The 22,193-nt window shown below is 41.2% G+C and carries 18 protein-coding genes, 1 rRNA gene and 1 pseudogene; 7 read left to right on the plus strand and 13 right to left on the minus strand.

Annotated features, from left to right (window positions below; translation table 11 throughout):
- From DTA23_RS11695 to spt, 6 genes are all read right to left on the minus strand, one after another.
- Positions 1-1,309: ribosomal RNA gene (locus DTA23_RS11695) — 16S ribosomal RNA — on the minus strand; the annotation flags it as partial.
- 1,753 nt (positions 1,310-3,062) lie between these two features.
- The gene (locus DTA23_RS11705) at positions 3,063-3,461 is read right to left on the minus strand and encodes a GtrA family protein (RefSeq protein WP_112374843.1); all 399 of its coding nucleotides are present in this window, start codon (positions 3,459-3,461) and stop codon (positions 3,063-3,065) included.
- Between the two features lie 2 nt (positions 3,462-3,463).
- Positions 3,464-4,156 (minus strand): CDP-alcohol phosphatidyltransferase family protein, encoded by a 693-nt coding sequence (locus DTA23_RS11710; RefSeq protein WP_112374844.1) that lies wholly within the window; start codon positions 4,154-4,156, stop codon positions 3,464-3,466.
- 9 nt (positions 4,157-4,165) lie between these two features.
- Positions 4,166-5,158, minus strand: a complete 993-nt coding sequence (locus DTA23_RS11715; protein WP_070561221.1) for an NAD-dependent epimerase/dehydratase family protein — start codon at positions 5,156-5,158, stop codon at positions 4,166-4,168.
- A complete protein-coding gene (locus tag DTA23_RS11720) occupies positions 5,155-6,276 on the minus strand; it encodes a GNAT family N-acetyltransferase (protein ID WP_088162962.1) in 1,122 nt (373 codons plus the stop codon). The genes DTA23_RS11715 and DTA23_RS11720 overlap by 4 nt, the downstream gene beginning before the upstream one ends.
- Positions 6,277-6,287: 11 nt before the next feature.
- On the minus strand, positions 6,288-7,487 hold the full coding sequence (gene spt, locus DTA23_RS11725) for a serine palmitoyltransferase (protein ID WP_046672730.1): 1,200 nt from the start codon (positions 7,485-7,487) through the stop codon (positions 6,288-6,290).
- Positions 7,488-7,897: 410 nt separating this feature from the next.
- Between spt and smpB the strand changes: the two are divergent.
- Positions 7,898-8,352, plus strand: a pseudogene (smpB, locus tag DTA23_RS11730) (SsrA-binding protein SmpB).
- 1 nt (position 8,353) lies between these two features.
- Here the strand turns inward: smpB and DTA23_RS11735 are convergent.
- Positions 8,354-9,256, minus strand: coding sequence for an AraC family transcriptional regulator (locus DTA23_RS11735; RefSeq protein WP_046672732.1), 903 nt, complete (start codon positions 9,254-9,256; stop codon positions 8,354-8,356).
- 175 nt (positions 9,257-9,431) lie between these two features.
- On the opposite strand from DTA23_RS11735, the gene DTA23_RS11740 reads away from it, so the two are divergent.
- Together DTA23_RS11740 and DTA23_RS11745 are read left to right on the plus strand one after the other, a co-directional pair.
- Complete coding sequence (locus DTA23_RS11740) at positions 9,432-10,934, plus strand: aldehyde dehydrogenase family protein (protein ID WP_070561223.1); 1,503 nt, start codon at positions 9,432-9,434, stop codon at positions 10,932-10,934.
- A 120-nt stretch (positions 10,935-11,054) separates the two neighbouring features.
- Positions 11,055-11,429 (plus strand): DUF779 domain-containing protein, encoded by a 375-nt coding sequence (locus tag DTA23_RS11745; protein WP_112374846.1) that lies wholly within the window; start codon positions 11,055-11,057, stop codon positions 11,427-11,429.
- Between the two features lie 90 nt (positions 11,430-11,519).
- On the opposite strand, the gene DTA23_RS11750 is transcribed toward DTA23_RS11745, so the two are convergent.
- The 6 genes from DTA23_RS11750 to DTA23_RS11775 all read right to left on the minus strand — a co-directional run bounded on the left by DTA23_RS11750 (position 11,520) and on the right by DTA23_RS11775 (position 17,950).
- Positions 11,520-11,921, minus strand: coding sequence for an acyl-CoA thioesterase (locus DTA23_RS11750; RefSeq protein ID WP_070561224.1), 402 nt, complete (start codon positions 11,919-11,921; stop codon positions 11,520-11,522).
- A gap of 68 nt (positions 11,922-11,989) precedes the next feature.
- Positions 11,990-12,769, minus strand: coding sequence for a MutS-related protein (locus DTA23_RS11755; protein WP_112374847.1), 780 nt, complete (start codon positions 12,767-12,769; stop codon positions 11,990-11,992).
- Positions 12,762-13,814, minus strand: coding sequence for a hypothetical protein (locus DTA23_RS11760; protein WP_112374848.1), 1,053 nt, complete (start codon positions 13,812-13,814; stop codon positions 12,762-12,764). Before DTA23_RS11760 ends, DTA23_RS11755 begins: the two co-directional genes overlap by 8 nt.
- A gap of 130 nt (positions 13,815-13,944) precedes the next feature.
- A complete protein-coding gene (locus DTA23_RS11765; RefSeq protein WP_046672736.1) occupies positions 13,945-14,601 on the minus strand; it encodes a protein-L-isoaspartate(D-aspartate) O-methyltransferase in 657 nt (218 codons plus the stop codon).
- A gap of 235 nt (positions 14,602-14,836) precedes the next feature.
- Positions 14,837-17,320, minus strand: coding sequence for a replication restart helicase PriA (priA, locus tag DTA23_RS11770; protein WP_112374849.1), 2,484 nt, complete (start codon positions 17,318-17,320; stop codon positions 14,837-14,839).
- 240 nt (positions 17,321-17,560) lie between these two features.
- Complete coding sequence (locus DTA23_RS11775; protein WP_046672738.1) at positions 17,561-17,950, minus strand: DUF423 domain-containing protein; 390 nt, start codon at positions 17,948-17,950, stop codon at positions 17,561-17,563.
- 412 nt (positions 17,951-18,362) lie between these two features.
- On the opposite strand from DTA23_RS11775, the gene DTA23_RS11780 reads away from it, so the two are divergent.
- From DTA23_RS11780 to DTA23_RS30395, 4 genes are all read left to right on the plus strand, one after another.
- A complete protein-coding gene (locus tag DTA23_RS11780; protein ID WP_146753065.1) occupies positions 18,363-21,002 on the plus strand; it encodes a hypothetical protein in 2,640 nt (879 codons plus the stop codon).
- 118 nt (positions 21,003-21,120) lie between these two features.
- Positions 21,121-21,699, plus strand: coding sequence for a DHH family phosphoesterase (locus DTA23_RS30385; protein WP_370445094.1), 579 nt, complete (start codon positions 21,121-21,123; stop codon positions 21,697-21,699).
- A complete protein-coding gene (locus tag DTA23_RS30390) occupies positions 21,683-21,934 on the plus strand; it encodes a hypothetical protein (protein WP_370445095.1) in 252 nt (83 codons plus the stop codon). The genes DTA23_RS30385 and DTA23_RS30390 overlap by 17 nt, the downstream gene beginning before the upstream one ends.
- Positions 21,886-22,131, plus strand: coding sequence for a DHH family phosphoesterase (locus DTA23_RS30395; protein ID WP_440591179.1), 246 nt, complete (start codon positions 21,886-21,888; stop codon positions 22,129-22,131). The genes DTA23_RS30390 and DTA23_RS30395 overlap by 49 nt, the downstream gene beginning before the upstream one ends.
- Positions 22,132-22,193 lie beyond the last annotated feature (62 nt).

A 22,193-nucleotide genomic window follows, 5' to 3' on the forward strand; every position in this document is an offset into this window, starting at 1 on the left:
ACCCCAATCCGAACTGTGAATGGCTTTTAGAGATTAGCATCATATTGCTATGTAGCTGCCCGCTGTACCATCCATTGTAGCACGTGTGTAGCCCCGGACGTAAGGGCCATGATGACTTGACGTCGTCCCCACCTTCCTCTCTGTTTGCACAGGCAGTCTGTTTAGAGTCCCCACCATGACATGCTGGCAACTAAACATAGGGGTTGCGCTCGTTGCGGGACTTAACCCAACACCTCACGGCACGAGCTGACGACAGCCATGCAGCACCTAGTTTCGTGTCCCGAAGGACGAGTGCGTCTCTGCACTCTTCACTAACTTTCAAGCCCGGGTAAGGTTCCTCGCGTATCATCGAATTAAACCACATGCTCCTCCGCTTGTGCGGGCCCCCGTCAATTCCTTTGAGTTTCACCCTTGCGGGCGTACTCCCCAGGTGGATAACTTAACGCTTTCGCTGGGACGCTGGCTGTCTATCGCCAACATCGAGTTATCATCGTTTAGGGCGTGGACTACCAGGGTATCTAATCCTGTTCGATCCCCACGCTTTCGTGCATCAGCGTCAATACCAGCTTAGTGAGCTGCCTTCGCAATCGGAGTTCTAAGACATATCTATGCATTTCACCGCTACTTGTCTTATTCCGCCCACTTCAAATGGATTCAAGCCCATCAGTATCAAAGGCACTGCGATGGTTGAGCCACCGTATTTCACCCCTGACTTAATAGGCCGCCTACGCACCCTTTAAACCCAATAAATCCGGATAACGCTCGGATCCTCCGTATTACCGCGGCTGCTGGCACGGAGTTAGCCGATCCTTATTCTTCCAGTACATTCAGCTAAATACACGTATTTAGGTTTATTCCTGGACAAAAGCAGTTTACAACCCATAGGGCAGTCATCCTGCACGCGGCATGGCTGGTTCAGGCTTCCGCCCATTGACCAATATTCCTTACTGCTGCCTCCCGTAGGAGTCTGGTCCGTGTCTCAGTACCAGTGTGGGGGATTCTCCTCTCAGAGCCCTAGACATCGTCGCCTTGGTAAGCCGTTACCCTACCAACTAGCTAATGTCACGCGAGCCCATCTCTATCCTATAAATATTTAATCAACCGAACATGCGAACTGTTGATGTTATGCGGTGTTAATCTCTCTTTCGAGAGGCTATCCCCCTGATAGAGGTAGGTTGCTCACGCGTTACGCACCCGTGCGCCACTCTCACCATCTTCGAGCAAGCTCTCCGATGGATCCCGTCCGACTTGCATGTATTAGGCCTGCCCGCTAGCGTTCATCCTGAGCCAGGATCAAACTCTCCATTGTAAAATGAAGTTTTTGATTCCAACTATTTATAATAATCAGAATTCTTTTTTTATATCTCTGATCTTGGATCGAATTGAACAATTACTTGAATTTGTTCATGACTTTCGACTTTCGTCTGTCTACTCGTCACGCTTACATGATTGTGTTTTCTTAAAGAACTTTGTCGCTTCAACTTCCGTATCCGCTATATTCCGAGGGCATTGCGCCGTCTTTATCGTTTTGTTTTTCCCTTCGTTTCCGTTGGGACTGCAAAGGTAGAAATCTTTTTTGAACTTCCAAAAACTTTCTGAAGTTTTTTTTCTTTTCTCTTTTCCGATTTCCGCGTTTAAAATAAACCCAGCGGGATTTTAAATCCTGCCAAACTCCCTTAAACCCTTCTTTTTTTCAGGATTCCTTCTTTCGAAGCAACCGTCCCTCCCTTGCGGAGTGGTGCAAAGATAGGGAGTTTACTAACAAACTTCCAAGCCTTTTGTTCTTATTTATTTCATTTTCCCCTTAACTACCTGTAACGGTGCGAGATTCTTTTTGTAAAACAGGTGGGCGGAAGGCTGGGAACGCCGGATCCGGCACAGGATAGGGACGGGAACCGGGATCTAACCTGGACATTGCGGGGGAAACATGGATGATCCTGAAAATTGGATCGCACCACGGACATCCGCGGAACCGGGACTTGATACAGGCTCTGCAGCGGAAACATGGATGGACATTGTATTGTTCGATCTGCCTAAGCTCGGGATCACTATGGTAGCCCGCTCGGCTCAATGCCAGTTAAAGACGGTGCGCACAGGCGCAGCCGACAGAGGGCGAGCCAGCCATAGCCGATGGACGGGAACGGGCGGATACTGGTAGGACCGGAATACCTCCTTTTATAGCGATACTTTCTCACCCTTTTACTTAGGTTTAGTTTAGGTTTTAGTTAGGTTTTGTTTAGGTATAATATAGGTTATAGCTAAACAAAACCTAACCTATTGCTAAGCTAAATATAAACAAAAGCTAAACTAAGGAATAAAGAATACTCAACTCTTCCCTAGTTAGCGCTAACTAGGTTTCCGCTTGGGGATAGGACTCCGGCTACACCGCAGCCCCAGCGGGAACCTCCCAGCCCTCCTTCCCCCCGGCTTCGTACCATGGTCGGGGCAGATTTGCCCTGCAACCGTGTTCTGTCCGTGTTGAGTCCGTGTTGTCTCCGACTCTAAGCCCGCACTCACCCCGCTGCCAAAACGGGCAAATGACGCTCCGAACGCGGCCATGTCCCCGGATGTCCCTAAAAAAGGGCAACGCCAATCGGAACCGCAGCCGAAAAACTCCCAGCAACGCTACAACACGAAAACAACTCGGAAAAACACGGTATAAATACAGAAACAACAACAATTCAAGGGTTCAACATCAGACTGGGGAATACCCCAATTTAACGATGGAGCGGAGCAGCATTTGCTTCGGAATACCAACTCAAATGACAAACTAGCTTAGAAACGGATAAACATATAAGGATCCATATTATCATATAGCCGACACAAAAAATGTAAGGCCAACGACCAAAGTCTCATTTGGCACAGCACCGGACAATAACATAGATTCACAGAAATACAACAGGGATGGGCTGTCAAACAACCTTCTTTTGATTTAGAGCGATAACTAAACTAATATCCTGCTAAACCGAAAAATGGTAGCAAGAGATTACGCGAAATCGAAAGAAACAGAAAAAGAAATGGAACTGAAAACAGCTAAAGCTGATTCGTAAAAAATAAGGAAATTACGATTTCTCTTCAGCTTTAAAAACCCAAAAACGCTGAAGCGTATAGTTGAAACCCAAAGAAACAAGCAACTCAACAACCAGTTTCGAAAACAAAAAGTTTACATGATATACATCGACCAGAAAATGAATTCCGGTAGACTTCAATGTGATACTACCACAAACGACGATCACAAATTTCCATAACTGACTGCCGACAGACTTTTGCGTGCTACCGAAGGACCAGTATCGATTGATCAAAAAATTAACAACAGCACCAAGGCTACCACTAATTACATTGGAAAAAGGAGCACTGATATGAAGTAGCTTATAGCAAGCAGAGTATACTCCAAAATCAAACAATCCGCCTAAAAAGGCGGAGAGTTGGGCTTTTAAAAAAGTAATAACTTTTGAAGACATCGTTAAATAGCCTCCTCCTGTTGTTTTTTCAGTTTATCCGCTTTATCTTTTTCATCGCCTAATTTAAGAAGTAGGCGTGTATCATTTGTATTAATTATAAAAAGTGCGATACAAATTAACAGTACACACCAATTAATAGACCCAGGCATTAAAACTTCAAATAACATAACCAATGAAATAATCACCCGAATTTCAGTAGGCCCCAAAATTCCGGCGTCTATCGTATACTTATCGGTAATTCTATACCTGAGCTGAGAAATAATCATTGCCCAGCCATACAATGCGACCAATGTAAATCCCAGATACTTAAAATCACCCACGGTATACAGCACATACCCCAATCCTATAAAAACCGTACTAATCCAATCCATTACAATATCCAACGCGAAACCGTACCAGCGACGGGATTTATTACGGTAGAATGCGATACGACCATCTAATGAATCACCAAACCACTGCACAAAGAAACCAGGGATCCCTAGAAGCAAATAGCGAATATCAACATATTCAGCCAAGATAAAACTCCCCAATATCATTAAGGAGCCTAAAAATCCAATTGCCGTAAGTCCATCCGAGGTAATCCAATTTGGAATTCGAGGTACGACGTACGAAATAAGTTTTTGTTCGGGTTCACTTAAGATATTTGTTCTCTTTCTATCCTGAAAAAGTTTTTTATTTATTTTTAACTCACTCATTATCTGCGATTATAGCCATTTATTTTCTTTATACCAAGCCAATGCCTCCATTAAGCCTTTCTTCAAATCATATTTAGGTTGGTATTGTAGCTGACGTTGAGCCGCCGAGATATCACAGCCCCAGTTTTCAGCTGTAAGTTCATTCAGTCGCTCCGGATATAGCACAGGTATTGCTTTAGATTTTTTATACAATCGTTCAAAAATAACCGCGATAGTCTTCACGACACCAAAAGGAATATGCATACGAATCATTTTCTTTTGGCTAAACTCTTTGAAAAATCTAGCCAACTCATAACGGCCATACACCTGCCCATCACTGAGGTTATACACCTGCTTTCCTCCTTGATCAAAACGACAGGCATGAATGATCGCCTGCACCAGGTCAGCAACATAAATAAAGCTAAGCTTTTGAGGAGAGCGGCCAACATAGGCATCCAGGCCGCCATTCATTGTTTTAAAAACAATAAAAATATCTTTTTCACGAGGGCCGTATACTGCAGTGGGGCGCAAAATCGTTAGTGGCTGATCTCTAAAATCATCCAAGGCGAGCTCCGCTTTCCGTTTACTACGACCATAGGCCGTAACAGGGCGATAGGGATTGCTCTCATCGATAAGGTTAGCATCGTAGCTAACAGGACCGATTGCCGCAAGACTACTAACGAAAACAAATCTTTTGATGGGAGTTTTTAAATAAAAACAAGCAGATGCCAAGTTTTTTGTATAACCAACGTTGACCTTTTCGAGATCTTCTTCGTGCTTGGCACGAGTCATTGCCGCAGCATGAACAACATAGGTATAGTTTTCCGCTTCCAGTAATTCGCTGATAGACTCTTCATCAGAGAAATCCGGATAAACAAATTTATCTACAACGGAGCGAATTTCTGAAACATCACTTGACTTCCTCACCGCGGCATGAACTTCCATCCCCGCCTCTTTCGCTGCTCTTGTCAAATGATAGCCTACAAAACCACTCGCTCCGGTGATTAATACTTTTTCTATCATAATGATTTTTGATACAAACGATAACGTTTGTACAATTCTCCATTCATTTGTTCTATAGCGTGGTTCATCATGTAATTATGCTCCAACATCCACGAACATTCGGCCCCTTTGATATTAGAATCTTTTGATTCTTTTATAATTCGGCCATACAGACATGCTTCAATACCAAGTTTACGGTAGTCTTCCAATACCCCTAACATGAGTACACGAAGCAAGTTGATTTTTTTCTTTCCAAATAACAATTTAAAAATACCCGTAGGAAGTAGACGTCCTCGCTTCACTTTGATAAGGATTTGATTGATATCAGGTATCCCTAGACCAAAGCCAACAAGCTCACCATCTTTCTCCGCAACGATAGCAAAACGTGGATCGAGAATCATTTTTAGATCTTTGGCCGTATAATTAAATTCGTCCTCTGTCATCGGAACAAAACCCGAATTTTTATCCCATGCTCTATTATAAATATCACGAACTTTTGCTGCCTCGTTTTTAAAATCCTTCACATTGAATTGACGCAATGTAATGCCAGATCTTTTCAAACGCTCTTCCAGTCTATCCAAAAGCATGACTGAACGTTTATCCGCCGACTTTTCCATGACCAAGTAAGCTCTCAAATCCACTTTATGTCCATAACCCGAATTGGTAATCAAGTCGATGTAATACGGTGAATTGTAGGGCATCATGGCTACTGGAGGCTTATCAAAACCGTCAACCAATAAACCAACGGTATCATTGGTTGATAAATTGATCGGCCCAACGATCGTATCCCCTCCTTTAGCTTTAACCCATTTCTCTGCAGTCTCAAATAACGCGTTTGCGACTTCTTGATCATCTATACAATCGAAAAAACCCCACTGCCCTTCATTCACATGATTGAAAGCATTATGGTTATTGTTCCAGATGGCACATATACGACCGACAATCTTATCGTTACGATAAGCTAGAAAAGGTTGTGCTTGGGAATGTTTATAAAAGGGATGCTTGTCAGGGGAAAGCAAATCGTTTTGTTCAAGAAATAAGGCAGGTACATAATTAGGATTTCCCTCATAGAGACTATGAGGGAAATCTATAAAGAGCCGTCTTTGTTTCTTTGTTTCAACGGGTATAATCTGAATCATACGATTAGATTTTATATTAATGTTTCAACTTCAGCTTGTTTGAATACTTTAACCATCTTCTCAATAGCCTCGTCGATTTGGTCATAAGTATGTGTCGCCATCAATGAAAAACGAATCAAAGACTCTTCTGCAGGAACTGCTGGAGAAACAACTGGATTAACAAATACACCATCATCTTGGAGCATTTTAGTTACCCAGAACGTTTTTTCATTGCTACGAATAAAGATTGGTAAAATAGGACTTTCCGTAGCACCTAGATCAAACCCATGATCCAGTAATTGTGCTTTGGCATAATCTGTGTTTTTCCATAATTTTTCAATATGCTCAGGCTCATTTTGAATAATTTCCAAAGCTTTCAATGTTGAAGCAACCGAAGCTGGAGTCATTGAAGCACTGAACATCACAGAGCGCGCATTGTGTTTTAAGAAATCGATCACATCTGCATCACCTGCGACAAATCCACCTAAAGATGCTAACGATTTACTAAATGTACCCATAATCAAGTCTACATCATCATTAAGCCCAAAATGAGAAGCTGTACCAGCTCCTTTGTGCCCAATAACACCTAAACTGTGTGCATCGTCGACCATTACTGCAGCATCAAACTCATTGGCAATCGACGTAAGTTCAGGCAAATTAACAATATCCCCCTCCATACTAAAGATACCATCCGTACAAATTAACTTCGCACTATCCTCAGGTAGGCGTGATAACTTAGCACGTAAGTCCTCCATATTATTGTGTCCGTATTTGATTACTTTGGAAAAAGACAAACGGCTACCATCAATAATTGATGCGTGGTCACGCTCATCCAACAAAATATAATCATTACGTCCCATTAGACATGACAAAGGCCCTAGATTTGATTGGAATCCTGTACTAAACAGAATAGCGGCTTCTTTACCTACATAAGCAGATAATTTTTCTTCCAGTTCCACGTGAATATCCAACGTACCGTTTAAGAAACGAGATCCAGCACATCCAGTACCATACTTTTCCAAAGCATCTTGCGCTGCTTTTATAATACGTGTATCAGTCGTTAACCCTAAATAAGAGTTAGAACCAAACATCAACACACGTCTACCATCGATTTTTACTTCGGTATCTTGTTTTGATTGAATAGGTCTAAAATAGGCATATAAGCCCTTAGCTTTCAACTCCTCAACAATCTTAAATTGCGATATTTTCTCGCCTAACTTTCCTTTACTCATGCGATAAAAATGTATTTCTAAAACTATTTCTAACTTTTAGATGTTATTGTAACAAACAAAATTATCGAATTGGACTTTTATATAAAAAACTCGGTCTCCGACTAAAAATCTGCTATATCCACAATGTAAGTTGAAATGCTACGTTGTATATATTCACAATAATTCCAAAAAACGTTGCAAACATACGAAAACATAATCTGACTTTCACTTAAATTTAGTCATATTTTTAACACATCGCCCAAAACAGTTAATTTTATTTTAATACTCCGCTAACATCCGCCCACACAATTCTACTTTAAAATAAGACAATTTTAATAATTATATTTGCGAACTTTAAATTATCCTATAATTAGTTACATTTAGGTTCATTGCAATAGCAATGGTATAGACTTACTAATATACAACAATATATGGCTTTATCTTCAGATATCAATATAAAAATAAAAAAGCTTCTTTTGAATACCACTTACTGGACAAGTACATTGCAGGAATTCGATTATTGGGTACAGAAATAAAATCCATACGCGAAGGAAAGGCAAATATTAACGATAGTTTCTGTAGTTTTTTTGAGGACGGATTATACATCCGTAACATGCACATTGCCGAATATTCCATGGGATCTTTCTATAACCATGAAGCAAAACGCGACCGTCAACTGCTATTGACAAAAAGAGAATTAAAAAAACTGAAAGAGAAAGGGGAAGAACGTGGTTTTACCATTGTACCCCTACGCATCTTTATCAGTGCCCGGGGGTTTGCCAAAGTTGAAATTGCCTTGGCACAGGGTAAAAAAGATTTTGACAAACGAGAAAACATCAAAGAAAGAGATGTTAAACGTGAGCTTGATCGCGTGATGAAATTTTAGGTTAACGCGCCAGGACAAATGCGCCTGGCGTCATGCCTACCCTGCTTTTAAAAAGCCGAACAAAGTAGTTGACATCATTAAATCCTGCCCCATAGCACGACTCCTTTACATTACGGGTGAGTAAAAGCATCTTTTTTGCCTTCTCGATACGCTGTTGGATCACATACTCCATTGGACTAAGTCCAAGTTCACGGTTAAACATCCGCGTAAGGCTCGCTTTGCTCATGTGAGCAGTCCGCTCCAATAGACCAATTGAAATTTTCTCGGTAATATGTTTCTGAATAAATTCCTGCACGTGTAACAGTACTTTGTTGGGCGACTTCCCAATTTTTAATGCCATCATCGACTGTGACTGAAGTAGCCGAATCGTAAGCTCTTTAAAGGTCAGATCTGCAAGCACATCTTTCAACGGATTTTCACTAATAATGATCTGAAACAACTTGTTCACCAGATCGGCAAGCTCAGTCGAATTGTACAGGTGAAAAAACTCCGGATCAAGCCGCCATTGATTGACATGTTCTTTTGGATAAAACTCATTTAGATAATCTAAGACTGCTGCTATCTTCTCTCTATGAATTGTTAAAGCGGTACACTGCGTGGGCTGGTCGAGGGTCGCTTCTGGAAAATCAATATGCATAGCCACCGATGCAGGTAACACCATCATCTGACCGGGCAGATAGTCAAAAGCCTTTACATTCTCCAAATGCATGATTTTTTTACCCTGGATCATATTAATCATAACCAAATCATCAAAACATAAAGGTACATGCTGCGATATCCGATATGTTTCGTAGATATTAAGCTCCAAGCTATCTAACGTAAATGCGCGTCGGTTCTCCACTAATGTGCTGAGCTCCCCCTTCCGCGAAAATGGCAATGTATGAATCAGCGTCCTATTTTCCATAGTGCAACAATTAAATATAATTGGCAGTCAATCAAATATAATAAATAAAATAAACTATGAGCGAAAGTTATGTGCCACAATTGTGCTATGTTTTGGATCAATTCTGCTACACCATTGAATAATTGCTGGCTAACTTTGATAAGAAGGGATTAAAAATAATTAATAAATAAACCATATGAGCGCAATCAAAAGACCATCGTTCAAAGAACGATATGACAACTACATTGGTGGTAAATTTGTCGCACCAATTCAAGGAAAATACTTCGATAATATTTCGCCGGTAGATGGAAAAGTGTTTACTCAAGTTGCCCATTCAACAAAAGAAGATCTGGATCTCGCTGTCGACACCGCCGCTAAAGCTTTTGAAACTTGGGGACAAACCTCGGCTACAGAACGAAGTATTATCCTCAATAAAATTGCTGACCGCATTGAAGCTAATTTAGAATATATCGCCGCCGTTGAAACGATAGACAACGGAAAAGCGGTACGTGAAACATTAAATGCCGATATCCCATTGGCAATCGACCATTTCAGGTATTTTGCTGGTGTAATCCGCGCTGAAGAGGGGTCCATAAGCGAATTGGACAGCAATACAGTGTCACTGATTGTACACGAACCAATCGGAGTTGTTGCACAGATTATTCCATGGAATTTCCCGATTCTAATGGCCGTATGGAAACTAGCTCCGGCCCTTGCCGCAGGGAACACCGTCGTATTAAAACCTGCTGAAAGTACACCCACATCCATTCTTGTCCTTATGGAGATTATCGGTGATCTGATTCCTGCCGGAGTAGTCAATATCGTTAACGGTTTCGGCGCAGAACTTGGTCGTTCTTTGGTCACAAACCCAAAGGTTTCCAAAGCAGCATTCACTGGTTCCACAGCAACTGGACGTTTGGTTATGCAATATGCGACTGAAAATATCATTCCGGTAACCCTAGAATTGGGTGGGAAATCGCCCAATATTTTCTTTAGTTCGGTTATGGATGCAGACGATGCATTTTTGGACAAAGCAGTGGAAGGAGCCGTATTATTCGCACTCAATCAGGGCGAAATTTGTACCTGTCCTTCTCGTTTACTGATCCAGGAGGACATTTATGAAAAATTTATCGCTAAAGTAGTCGATCGGGTTAATCAGATCAAAGTGGGCGATCCATTAGACCCAACAACAATGATGGGTGCTCAGGCATCGAAGATCCAAAAGGACAAAATTATGTCCTATATTAAACTTGGCAAAGAAGAAGGGGCCGAAGTATTGACCGGCGGTGATGAAAACAATGTCGGTGCTGGTTTTGAAGAAGGCTACTACATCAAACCTACCCTATTCAAAGGCGATAATAGCATGCGTATTTTCCAGGAAGAAATCTTCGGCCCCGTGTTGGCAGTCACCACGTTCAAGGATGAACAAGAAGCAATTGCTATCGCCAACGACACCATGTATGGTCTCGGAGCAGGTGTATGGACCCGAGATGCACATCAGCTTTATCAGATCCCACGTGCCATACAAGCAGGACGTGTTTGGGTAAATCAGTATCACTCCTACCCAGCGGGTGCCCCATTTGGCGGATACAAACAATCAGGAATTGGACGGGAAAACCATAAAATGATGCTTGCCCATTACAGACAGGCCAAAAATATGTTGATTTCCTACAGTAAAGAAAAACTTGGTTTCTTTTAACTGAAGCGTACCGGGTATTCTTTTCGAACAGCTAGATACCCGAGTTTAGGGGGAGCAAATGCTGCCCCTTCAGCTGAATTTCCTATTCGTCAACGCTAAAACACATAAACGAATTTCACCATGATCAATAGACTAGACATCACTGAAAAAGCCAGGGAGCTCATTCATGAACTTGAAGCGAAGCATGGTAAATTAATGTTTTATCAGGCCGGAGGTTGCTGCGAGGGTACACAGCCACAGTGTTTTGAGGAAGGAGGTTATTTTCCTAGGACAAATGACGCCATGATCGGATTAGCCGAAGGATATGAGTTTTGGGTGGATCGGGATCTCTTTGAATATTGGAAACATGCGCATTTCACACTCGATGTGCTGGATGGATTTGGTCCGGGGGGATTCTCATTGGAAACCCCACTGGGTAAAACTTTCAAAGTTCATTATCGTTTATTTACAGCCGAAGAACTTAACGACCTCCGCCCCATCAAGAGAAACGAATGACAAAAAGGGTCGCATTGCAATCTGCGACCCATTTCCATGTTATAATTTTAAAAAATCTCCCTTGAGTTTCCGCATTCGGAAGCTAAAATTTTATTCAATATCCAAGCCTTCAAGGACTGGAATTGGCTGTCTGTTTTCATCAAGGGCAACAAATGTAAAAACACCCTCAATGGCCAATTCTCTTCCTTCCTTGTACATATGTTCCAAAAATATGTCGACCTTCACCTTCAAGCTGGTCCGGCCTACATTTTGAACCCGCGCGACCGCTTCAATAATACTTCCGGAAGGAATTGCCTTATTGAAGTCAATACGGTCTGTCGATACAGTCACCAACGTTTTGCGGCAAAATCGTGTCGCAGCCATAAACGATACTTCGTCCATAATGGACATCGCCTTGCCGCCGAATAAAGTATCGTGATGATTTGTCAAAAACGGAAACACGGTCGTGCAAACATGTGTTTCTGATAAATCAATACGTTCTTGTAAAGTCATTTATTGTATTATTTAGTGGATTTAAGAGGAGACAAATGTAAACCAATCTAGCTCCAGTTCCGTCATTTTTATTCCATATTTTCGTCAATATCCACGCCTATACCTTTCAATAAAAGCGACGCATTGAATATCTTACATTCCCCTATCTTCAGCTTATAATCAAACAGCATCTGCCCCGCATCAACACGAATGTCAAAATGATAATTTTTGATATCTCCCGGGAATTCCTCTTGTAAACTGGACAGTTGTAAGTCGTGTGTAGCCACCATACCCTTACCGTCCAATCGAACCAGTTTCTTTATGATTGCACGGGAGCCAAGATATTTGTCGACTGAATTTGTTCCACGAAGCATCTCATCGATTAGAAAAAAGCTATCGCTATGTACTGAAACTGTATCCAATATAAATTTCATCCGATTCAGTTCTGCTTTAAATGTCGACGTACTTTCATTCAGGTTATCCTTGATGCGCATATAGGATATTAGTTTGTAAATCGGGAGCTGAAAAGAAGTCGCTGCAACCGCAGCTCCGGCATAAGCCAAAATTGCATTAATACCTACTGTCCGCAGAAATGTACTCTTTCCAGCCATGTTTGAACCTGTTACCAAAGCAACACGATGATCTATACTACTGTAATCATTGGCGACGACCTGACTGCTTGGGATCAGTGGATGATATAACCCTTGCGCGTCAATCTTATTTTCCAGCGGATTATCCAAAATTACTGGATAACTATAAGACGAATGGTTTCTCTTCCAAATAGCAAGACTAGTGACAGCCTCCACCTTAGCCAAGGTATCGAATGAATTCAGAATCTCGTTTTCGTATTTATTCTTCCAATCAAACAATAGCCAATACTTGTCTAAAGTCCCAAAGGAGAAATAGGTTTAGAAATAGCCCAACAAAGACATTATTCCGTGCGTCCAAGTTGTTAATAAGACCAGCGAGTTTTTTAAAGGCAAAGGAAATGGATGCTGTTCCCCGGTTTTGTTTTAGCTCTCCGGCGATCTCCTGCATAGCAATAGACTTCCATGCGTGGTCTTCGATCGATTGAATCGCATCTGCATATGATCCCAGCACGCCACCAATTTTGTCTATTCGCGACGAGAACATACTCACACTTCCTGCTTTGGCCAATGCCCAAAGAATATGAAATAGTCCTATCAAGGTTGCCACTCCAGCCAATTTTGGCACGAAAAAGCTGCCCGCTAAAACGACCAAAAATAAAACAGGGCCTGCTTTGATATAAAATCGCATAAAAGCATTTCCGAATTGAAAATTTCGGTCTTGAAAGTAATTTGTCAAAAATGCCTTGATATCCAATTTATGGTTCAGATTGGCCAAGAGCTTTGCCTGAAAATCCCATATCCATTCGGATTCATTTTCGAGTTCCTGTGATGCTTCTTGATTGCGTTGAATTTGATTGCTTTGGAGAGGCGCATCAAGCCAAGAAGCCAAAAGATCAATCCCCTGTTTGGTCGTTGCCCGATTTATCTGCGCGAATAAGGAGTATGTGCCAAAGATATCCATATCGGAGCTATAAGGATGAGCTCCGTTTTCGAAATGCTCACCATGGTCATACATGTTTAGTTTCCCTTCTGCTAGGGCCTGTTCATTTGCCAAAACTTTCAGATAAGCTTCAAAATAGTTCTTCTGAAGCTCTAACTGGCTCTGCTTCCGCACCAGATAGGCAAATAGGAACAATAGTCCAAAAAAGCAGAAAAAAACCAGCGGAAGGCTTTCCAGTTGAAAGGTATAAAATAACAACGCTCCGCCACCGAGTATCACAAATAGCCGCGACAAGCTGAGCGTGTTGACTTGTTTATTTAATTTGACCACAGTTGAAGCGGTTTCGCGATGCTTCTGGTCATATTGTATTGCAGTTGGCGTCATAAGGTGAATATTTATTCTTTCACGTTCATTTCAATTTAATCATGGCTATTTTGCATCTGCTCATGAAACAAGGGCTCGATTGTCACTCGCAGACCTTGGGGAGGCCATCGGAACTGGTTGAATGGATCTCCTACCAAGCTTGATCACCCACCAAAGGCACAAAACGAAACGTATCCAATTCGATACGGTCAAAATCATTTTCACCTACCCGAATGATCGTCATCATCTTTTGCGATTTTTCGTCTCCTACAGGGATCACAAAAATTCCGCCCATTTTCAACTGCTTCAACATAACCTCTGGCACGAAAGGCGCACCTGCAGTGACAATAATCTTGTCATAAGGGGCGTGCTCTTCGATTCCCTTGGAGCCATCACCTAAAAAGAAATTTGGTTTATAGCCCATGTAGGGCAACACTTGAATGGTTCGTTGATATAGGTTTTCCTGACGTTCGATAGTATACACTTCTGCGCCAAGTTCCAACAAGATACAGGTTTGGTACCCCGATCCCGTACCAATTTCCAGTACTTTATCTCCTTTTTTCACGTGGAGCAGTTCAGATTGATAGGCGACGGTATACGGCTGCGAAATTGTTTGTCCGTCACCTATTGGAAAAGCAATATCCCGATAGGCCTGATTCCAGAATGTTTCATCAAAAAAATAGTGACGTGGTACCTTGCCAATGGCATCTAATACTTTCTGGTCCGCAATGCCCCGGCTTTTTAGATGTTCAACCAATTTCTTACGAGCACCTTTCTCCCGATAATTATCAATAAACTTGTACGCCATGATGTTTCAAATTTACCTTTTAAAAGGCACATTAAACAGAATTAATCACAAATAATTCAATACCAACACTGTACGTATTTTCAAGTTAATTTGCTTTATTTTCCGAATCATCTTTCCCTTAGGCTCAACCTCCGTTGACCTCTTGAATTTGGCCGCGAAGAAAACGATAAGCGCATGTGATTTAAGTTTACCAAGAACGCTCGTTTTTACAAGTTAATGCGGGCAATAGCTGTCACTAATAGGGATCTACATCGACCTGAACGCGCACACCAGCATTGGTTTTATCGATTTCAAAATCGAGGAGCACCGAACGGATCAATTCCTTGACCTTTGCAATACTAATATTTGTTCGCTCAATCTTCAAGGTAATGGTCTGGATAAAATTATTCCGCACACGAGAAACTAAAGGCGGCTCCGGTCCCAATACCCTTGCACCCAACTGTTGCCGCAGCGCCGAGGCAAAACGATTGGCCGAATCATAGCATTTCTGAAAATCCGTATGTTTAATATCAATCCGAATGAGACGGTAGAAAGGAGGATAAAGATAGTTTTTACGTTCTGTAATTTCAGTCATAAACATCCCTTCATAATCGTTATTGACCACCTGTTCTAAAACCCGATGATTCGTGGTGTAGCTCTGGATGATAACTTTTCCGCCGGCTTCACGTCGACCTGCGCGTCCTGCTACCTGGGAAAATAACGAAAATGATCGTTCATACGAACGGAAATCCGGAAAGTTAATGATCGTATCTGCATTGACAACACCAATAAGGCTTACTCTTCCGAAATCGAGCCCCTTAGCGACCATTTGTGTCCCTATAAGAACATCAAATTCATGCTCATCAAAAGCCGTGATAATTTTGTCGAAACCATATTTGCCTTTTGTGGAATCCAGATCCAAGCGACCGATGCGGATTTCGGGCATCAGGATTTCAAGTTCTTCCTCTACCCGTTCTGTACCGAAGCCTTTACTTTCGATATGGGGCATTCCACAGGCTGGACAAACACGAAGTGGAGGCTCCACATGACCACAGTAATGGCAATGCATCATATTAGAGCTCTTGTGATAGGTTAAGCTGACATCACAATTGACACATTTTGCAACAAATCCACAGGTATTACACTGGATCATTGTCGTGTGCCCACGTCTATTTTGAAATAATATAACCTGCTCTTTATTTTTTACAGCTTCTTCAATTGCCTTTAACAAGATACCCGAAAAATAGGAAAACATATTTTCCTTTCTTCCTTCTTCGGGAATATTCACCAACTCAATACTTGGCAATTGGGCATTGCCATAACGCTCAAGCAGCTGCACAAAGCCATACTTCTTAGCTTTGGCATTGTAATAACTTTCCAAAGAAGGCGTCGCGGATCCCAATAGTACTTTGGTCTGATGTAGAAATCCGAGGTAAATGGCCGTATCGCGGGCATGGTAACGTGGGGCTGGATCAAACTGCTTATAGGAGCTTTCGTGCTCTTCATCAACGATGATGATCCCTAAATCCTGAAATGGCAGAAAGACGGAAGAACGAGCCCCAATCACAACCTGAAATTCATTCTTCATGACTTTATGCCACACCTCGGCACGCTCATTATCATTAAACTTAGAGTGGTACACCCCCAGTTTATCGCCGAAATGCAACTTTAAGCGCGCTGTAATCTGCGCTGTCAGCGCAATCTCAGGCAGTAGATAGAGAGCTGATTTTCCCGCAGCGATTGCTTGTTCAATAAGCCGTATATAAATTTGTGTTTTTCCCGAAGCAGTCACACCATGCAACAGTGTAACGTCCTTCTCCTCAAACGACGCTTGTATTTCGGTATAAGCCCTTTGCTGATTTTCATTAAATTGAAAATTGGCATCCAGTTCGATATCCTCCCCCTGAAACCGGGATACAACCTTTTCCTTTATTTCAAAAACACCTTTATCAATCAAAGCCGTAATTGCACCGTTACCACAGCCCGAGGCCTCCGTCAACATGGGTCGCGTAATTTCCTCCGTTTTTTTGACCAGCTGCATAAATGCCAATACCGCATCTTGTTGTTTTGGTGCACGGTTTAAGCTGTCCAACAATTCTCTTTTTGCATCTTCATTTCGAAAGTCGGGCGCAAAACGCAAAAATGCTTTGGTCTTGGGTTTATATCGTTCTGTAATCTCTTCAGAAATCAAAACAATTCCTTTGTCAAATAATTGTTTTAATATAGGGAAGACTGTTTTTTGTCCCAGCAATTTCACAATATCATTGACTTTTAGTTCTCCCGCCACCTCCAAAGCTTCGATGATGAGATACTCCTTATCTGATAGTGTGGAACGGTCAAATTCTTCCTCAATCGATGAAACGACTTTGGTCTCACTGGCCAGCTTCAATGCCGAGGGCAGCGCAGCCTGCATGACTTCACCCAAACTACACATGTAATAATCGGCTAGCCAATCCCAAAGTTTAAACTGAGCTAAATCGACAATGGGTTTTTCATCAATGATGTCCAAAATATACTTTGCTTCATAGTGCTTTGGTGCTTCCTGGCTAATAGACTTGACAACCGCAGAATAGATCTTATTCCGTCCAAATTGCACGATGACTCGTACACCGACCTGCACACGATCGTTCCAGTCAACCGGAATACGATACGTATATGTTCTTGCTAATGCTAGTGGTAGGACCACATCAACAAACAGCGTATCTCTTTCACTAAAAATCGTAGATTGTGGATTGGACATAAATTCAAATTATGGTATAAAAGTACAAAAAAACCTTCAGGAATAGCGGTCAAACGACTCCGGCAATACATAAAACCGTCTACAATCATACGGCGCCAAAGCGACATCGGAGTGTGAAAGCCAAGCGATCACTGGTCAATCCATTGTAACCTAAAAAAGCCTTCCTGAATTTATTCAAGAAGGCTCTGTTATGATTAAATACGAATATGATTTCGTATCGACATAGGCAATTAAATAGGATTACGATTTATTTTTTAGCGCTGCTATAAATAGCGCAACCCAGCCAACGATCAAAGACAATCCTCCCAAAGGCGTGATAGGTCCTAAAATAGACGGATTGCCAAAGCCGGTTATTTCTCGCACACTTAAGACATACAACGATCCTGAGAAAAAAAGTATACCAATGAGGAAAGCAATAAATGATACTTTAATCGAGTACGTCTTTGCTCGCGAAAAAGTAGATAAAAATAACAGGGCGAAGGTATGATAGAAATGATACTGGTTTGCAGTTTTCCAAGTTTCAATATGATATGTACTTACCTTTCCTTCTAGACCATGAGCGCCAAAGGCACCTAATATTACAGCTAATGCTCCCAACAACGAAGCGGCTAAAATGATTTTCTTATTCATTATGTTAAAGTGAATGCTGAAAATGAGTTTCTAGCGATAAATGTATTAAAAACAGAGCAAAATAAGGAATTTTTTGTTAAATTTCTATTACAAAGGCGCATTATAGCAACGATTTTCTATCTCTTCCCATATATTTTTATTAGGTTTGTTTTACGTATGAATCATCATGAGCATCGTGCAGCTCACCAAGATCTTGAACGAGGTTCAAGATTTGTATATCCTTGATAAACATCTGCCGCATGATAACTTCATCACCATTTAAAAAACAAGTTTAGTGTACTTATCTGCTGAAAAGAAAATGAGTACCTCATAAATAGTTGTTCTGCTAAAAACTGCATTTTTAATCGTATCGACCAGCGGGTTAGTGACGATTTATTCGAGTTCTTATCAGGCATTGAAAAAAATAAAAAGGATGAAAAAAACAATCATCATCACTGTTATATTATTCATCGCGGTCATCGCGGCTACGATCTATCTTTTTGGAGACTTCAATAAAAACAATAAACAAGATTCTAAAGCTTTACAATATCTTCCTGAAAATACATTAACCATTGCCTCCTTTGCCAATGATCAGACTGTAGATACGATCTTTAACGACTATGAGCTCTTTAAAGCCATTATTGGCCAACGCAATTTCAGTAATTTGGAACGTCTTAAAGACGAATTATTACGTAGCGAACAGCTAGCACCTCTTGTAGCGGGGCAGCAAGTATTACTGTCTTTTCATCAGGAAAAAGATCAGATTACTCCGCTATATAGCGTTCAGGTTGGTCAAAGCATTGATAATAACGCGCTGGCAACATTGCTTGGAAACGTCGGTAAAAACTACAAGATACAACCCTTTGACACCTTAGGCCAACGATTTTATGGGCTTAATCAAGGTACTAAGGATAGTACACTTTATTGTGCCTATTCCCACGAAATCATTTTCGCCAGCTACTCTAAGCAGGTGCTTTCCCAGATCTTTGATAAACAGGTTAAGAAAATAAGTACCAAACAAATCGAGTTCTTCGTAAACCATAATAATAAAAACACACCACTTAGTCTCTATTTTTTCAATGAGCAACTGTCGCAAATTGCTCGAATACTAATGAAATCCAAATTTGGTACCTATCTCAACCTGATCGATTCGCTGAAGGGCCAAACGTCCTGGAACATGAATTTCAAAAAGGATGCTTTTATCTTTAAGGGTGAAACAGATCTCACGGCGAGCAAAAATAGCTACTTACAGTTATTTGCCACGCAGACGGCTCAAGTGCAAGCTCTGGGGAACTATCTCCCTAAAAATGCAGCATCTTATATAGACTTTAGTATCTCTGATCCCCGTAGTTTCCGCAGCGGATTAAAAGCCTTGTTAGTACAACAAAAAGAAGACGCTCGATTGACGAAAAGTATAAAAAACTTTGAAGAGGACAGCAAAGTATCATTTGACAGTATTATTGCGCCAATTTTCAACGATGAATTTGCACTCGCGGAACTGGACAATCAGGATGCGATTGGTTTGATTAGCATTTCGGATTCCACACAATTTGCCGATAATCTTAAGAAATTCAGTACTGCTGTAGGGGATTCGATCTATCAATTTAAATATTCGAATCTTTTACATGCATTATTTGGAGAACCTTTCAAGAGCTTTACCCGACCCTATTTCACTATTGTAGACAATATCATGGTTGTTGCTGGCCGAACAGGTATCTTGCGAGATTATCGTGAATCTTTCCGGGAAAAGCAATTTCTTTCGGGTACTGCAATTTTCAAAAATCATGCAGCATTGCAGAATAGCCGCAGTAACGTAACGTTCTATTTAGAACCTAAGGCTGGTAAAAGCAATATTCTGGATAACTTAAAAGCTGATTTCGCAAAGAACTTTAAAGATGAGGATGAATATGGCTTTCAAAATTTCTATTCATGGTCCTATCAGCTAAGTGGCAACCAAGGCACATTTTCGTCCAGTTTATATGCACTCTTTAAGAGTGATACGAGACTGGGGGGCAAACCAGAATGGACAGCTCAACTGGAGAACCGAATTATCAATAAACCTTGGATTTTAGATCAAGATGGGAAGAATAAGTTTATCCTGATTCAAGAACAAGATCACACGGTACATGCATTTTCGCCGGATGGAAAAGAGCTTTGGCAGAACCTCTTCCAAGGTGAAATTTTGGGCGAGCCAATTCAGTTACAGGATCTCAGTATTGTCGCCGTTACAAAAAACCGCTTATATCGTTTTATGCCAGATGGTAAAAACCGAACCGGTTTTTCAGTTGAATTGCCATACTCGGCGACTTATGGGGCTACAATTGCCACCTTCAATAAAGAGCAACGTATTTACATTCCCGCAACAGACCGCATTCTTGCCTATACACTCGACGGCAAAAAAGTGGAGGGCTTTGAAAATAATAGCGTGGACGGGCGAATTTTATTCGATTTAAAAACAACCAGTCTAGGGCAGACCAATTATATTATTGCCGGTACAAGCACTGCTTCCGTCTATTTCTTTGATCAAAATGGTAAGGTCATCCATAAAAAAACATTGGATACCGATGGAGAAAGTGTTAAAAATCCAATTGGTTTAGTTGCGGCCTCGGATGAGAAGAACTCCTTCATTTACTTGGCAAACAATAAAGGTAGTGTCTTCAAAATTCCTTTCGAGGGCGAAACCAAAAAAATAAAACTGGGTGACTGGGGCAAAGATGCTTTCTTTAATTTTGAAGATATTAGCGGTGGTGCCGACAGAGACTTTGTTATTCTAGCCAACAACAAACTGAATGCCTACAGTGTAAGAGACTCTTCTTCCTACTTTGAATATAAATTCATCGAAGAGGCCAGTAACAGACCGTTGTTTTTTAAACGAATAGGTAAATCTGATATCATTGGCGTAGGAACCGACAATCGCATGATCTATGTCTTCGGATCTGATGGCTTGGTTCAGGAAGGATTCCCTGTAGAAGGTTTTTCAAAATTCTATTATGGACCGATTAACTATGGCGACAATGCCAATTATCTAATCTGTATGAAGCGGGATTTCAAGATCTATGTATATAAGTTTTAAAAACCTGAAAATCATTTTTTTAGAATCAACACCAAACGCGATAAGATGCAAAAAGATCTTTATAAAAAATTTGTCTAATCTAATTTTTTTATAGTAGGTTTGCAGACTTAATATGACTATGCTGAAATCGGAAGAATTAAAAGAGTTATTGGCTGAACCAAAACGTATTGTAATTACAACGCACTACAAACCAGATGGGGACGCTTTGGGTTCATCTCTAGGATTGTATTTTTGGTTGACCGCGAAAGGACATCAGGTAAATCTCATTGTACCGTCAGACTTTCCTGCCTTTTTGGATTGGTTACCTGGCTTGGAAAATGTACAAATTTATACACAGGATATTGACCTGCACGATCAACAGATTGACGCAGCTGAATTAATTTTCTGCTTGGATTTCAATGGTCTTGCCCGTATTCACGAGATGGGTGAACCTATTCGTCAAGCGAAGGCAATCAAATGTATGATTGATCACCATTTGGATCCGGAAGGATTTGAAGACTACGCTTTTTGGGATTCATCTGCAGCAGCGACTGCACAATTGATCTATCGCTTCTTGGTCCATGAGATGCAAGATCCAGACCATATCAGTGCTGACATGGCGACATGCTTATATACCGGTATTATGACCGATACGGGCTCTTTCCGCTTCCGTTCGACCACTGCTGAAATTCACCGCATCATTGGCATCACTCATTGATTGCGGCGCACAAAACTGGGCTATTCACGAAGAGATATACAATAGTTCGTCTGAAAGCCGCCTGAAATTCTTAGGGTTCTGTCTACTGAATCGTCTAGAGGTTATCCATGAATATAACACCGCCATTATCCATGTAACCAAGCGGATCTCGCGCAGTTTGAAGTTATCACCGGCGATACCGAAGGATTGGTCAATTATGCACTTTCAATTAAAGGAATTCGATTGGCTGCTTTAATTATTGACAGAAATGAACAAATTAAACTATCTTTGCGTTCGATTGGAGAAGTTCCTTGCAATGAGATCTGTAAATTATATTTCAATGGGGGTGGGCATCTTAACGCTTCAGGCGGTAATTCGAAAGAAAGCCTCGAAGCAGTGATTGCTAAATTCAAATCGGTTTTACCAAATTATAAAGAAATATTAACAAAATAAGATATCGTAACATACATTAGAAAATGAAGAAAGCCAATTCTATTTTTCGCGGCTGCCGGTCT

It is taken from the genome of Sphingobacterium multivorum, from assembly GCF_900457465.1.
Lineage (GTDB): Bacteria > Bacteroidota > Bacteroidia > Sphingobacteriales > Sphingobacteriaceae > Sphingobacterium > Sphingobacterium multivorum.